General features: G+C 36.9%; 4 protein-coding genes. 3 read left to right on the top strand and 1 reads right to left on the bottom strand.

What is annotated here, in order from left to right:
* The first annotated feature begins 305 nt into the window (after positions 1-305).
* Both BUC20_RS33475 and BUC20_RS33480 read left to right on the top strand, forming a co-directional pair.
* Positions 306-863 carry a hypothetical protein gene (locus BUC20_RS33475; RefSeq protein WP_073239197.1) on the top strand — a complete coding sequence of 186 codons (558 nt, stop codon included), beginning with the start codon at positions 306-308 and terminating at the stop codon, positions 861-863.
* 59 nt (positions 864-922) lie between these two features.
* Positions 923-1,681 carry a hypothetical protein gene (locus BUC20_RS33480; protein WP_073239199.1) on the top strand — a complete coding sequence of 253 codons (759 nt, stop codon included), beginning with the start codon at positions 923-925 and terminating at the stop codon, positions 1,679-1,681.
* Positions 1,682-1,711: 30 nt separating this feature from the next.
* Here the strand turns inward: BUC20_RS33480 and BUC20_RS34500 are convergent, their stop codons facing one another.
* A complete protein-coding gene (locus tag BUC20_RS34500) occupies positions 1,712-2,002 on the bottom strand; it encodes a type II toxin-antitoxin system RelE/ParE family toxin (protein WP_073239200.1) in 291 nt (96 codons plus the stop codon).
* 250 nt (positions 2,003-2,252) lie between these two features.
* Between BUC20_RS34500 and BUC20_RS34255 the strand changes: the two genes are divergently transcribed.
* A partial coding sequence (locus tag BUC20_RS34255; RefSeq protein ID WP_234994643.1) for a hypothetical protein occupies positions 2,253-2,475 on the top strand: 223 nt, incomplete at its 3' end.

The following is a 2,475-nucleotide window of genomic DNA, read 5'->3' on the forward strand; positions in this document are numbered from 1 at the left end:
CAGCATATAGATTAAACCAAAAAAACCGCTAATCAGTCTATCATGAGCGCAGGTCATGCGATCCTATATGATCATTTCCTACCCATTACTCCGGCAAAAAAGATCAAATTCCCTCTTTTCCAACCCTGATGTTAAAGAAAAAAGAAGCTATTTCTAAAGAATCATGCTGAATATAAATCGAAAAGATTCCTGGCATCCATATCTATGGTCACATTTCAACGTTAATCAGGCCAAATTTAATCCTTTTGGATCAAGCTGTCATTAAACTTTTGTCAAGCGACCTATATATACTATTTTAGTACACCATGAAAACTCCTCACTTATTCACTCAACTCCTTTTGTTAACGCTTGTTTTATTTAGCGGTATCGCCAGATCACAGGATAAAAACTTAAAACTAGTATTTATACGGCATGCCGAGCGTCCCGAAGATGGGAATAATCTCACTTGTAAAGGTTTTAACCGTTCCTTACAATTACCAGCTGTATTGTACAAAAAATTTGGGAAGCCCTCTAATATTTATGTACCTGCAATAAACCTTGGTAAAGACACTAAAAGAGCAAGGATGTTTCAGACCATTACTCCCTTTGCCATTAAATACAACCTGTCTATCAATTCTGCTTATGAAGAAGGCGACTATAAACACATCAGTAAAGCATTGTTGAAAGAGAAAGGCACTGTAATCATTGTTTGGGAACATAAAGACATACAGGAGTTGATCAGCGCCCTGGGTGTAAAATCTGCCACTCAAAAATGGGCTTCAAATGATTACGACAGCATCTGGATCGTCACTTTCCCTAATGGCCTTTCTCTTTTGAAAAAAGACAGACAAGGCTTAAACCCATCCCCTAATTGTAATTTCTAATTTTGATCTTAGGGTTTTATCATCTACTTCAGGATATACCAGGTTTATAAAACTCCATCATGAAAAAGCTATTGACCATTTTATTGCTTTTCGCATATATACAAAGCCAGGCACAAACAAATCAGTTAAAAAAGATAGAAAATTCCATCAGGGATAATGGTATAGGAAATAAATTCGAAAAGCAGATCATTGACCTGAACAATGACCAGGTTGACGACTACATCTACTTATATCAATGTGGAGAACCCAAATGCATAAAAGTATATTTAAATATAAAGGGTATTCTAACGGAGCAGATTAGTGAACAATGTTGGAGTTACGAATTATCGAGTGTAAACAACAAGAAAAAATTAACATTAACACTAGGCCATTGTTGCGGAGAAAGTCCTTATGTATCTATCAGATCATTTGAATTTAGTAACAGTCAGGCTGTAATTAAGGACAACTATGTATTGACAAATATAGAATATACTGGCAGCAGCATGTTAAGTCCGGACTTTTACAACAGCCAATCTGAAACTGCAGTCATCAATACCAGCGACTATAACTTACGGTTCTCTCCCAGTACAGACTTACTACAGGGGGAAGAAAAAGAGACCTTTACTTATGGGACTTCTGAAGGCACAAATATAATTGCCCAGATAAAAATGGGGTCCATAATTAATATTCTATCCCAACTAATTCAAAAGGATAAGACCTGGTTATTTATCGAAGTAGATTCCGCCTCCCTCATAGGGAAGAATCATCCGGTGGATTTCAATTTTAAAGATCAGAAACTAAGAGGATGGGTTAGCAGTAAATATGTGACCCGTAAATAATAATTACGCTATTTACAACACCGGCTAAGCTCAATAAGAGTTTGGCTCTTGCCGGTTATCCCAAAAAAACAACAGATGGATCTGGGAATCGCGGACCAGATAAAACAATGAACATTGTTTGGTGACCAAAGCTATCCGTAATTTCTCATCTGTTTCTGAGGCTTTGAATAAAAAAGGATTCGAGGTAATTATTATAATTGTTTTTTCTGCTTTTAGCAAAAACTTATCTGCTGAACGCCTTCCAAATTTTTCATCTATGAAGTCATAAACAGAAGTCAGTGTATCTTTAGCAGTTGGCGTATAAAAAACACTTAAGTTCATCTCAGATCAAACATACCTCTAATATCTTTTCTTTTCCCTAAAGTAAGAAATTAAGGACAGGAGTTAAACTCGTCCAGCTAGTCGGCTTCTAACAGATGCTTACAGAGGCAAGAATAAAAGCCCAGCCTTCATCCCATATTATTAAATTAACTTTTCCTTTTATTAAAGGGATTGGAGAGAAGGAAAACATCAGGTCTTGAAAACTGTATGAAGAGATCATGAAGGGATGAAGATAAAAAAGTCATGAATAATGCAAAGAAAGGGAAGTGCACTGACCTTACTGTTATTCGTTAAAGGGAATCAGGGCCAAACCAATTTCTGGTACTGTTCCAAAACCAGTACCCCTAAGCAAAAAGCTGATAAACAAGAAAAGCCTGCAGTTTCCTACAGGCTTTCTTTTAAGATTTGGCACCGACCTACTCTCCCACGTGTTACCGCAGTACCATCGGCTCTGGTGGGCTTGACTTCTCTGT

Origin of the sequence: Pedobacter caeni, from assembly GCF_900129215.1 — a bacterium.
Taxonomy (GTDB): domain Bacteria; phylum Bacteroidota; class Bacteroidia; order Sphingobacteriales; family Sphingobacteriaceae; genus Pedobacter; species Pedobacter caeni.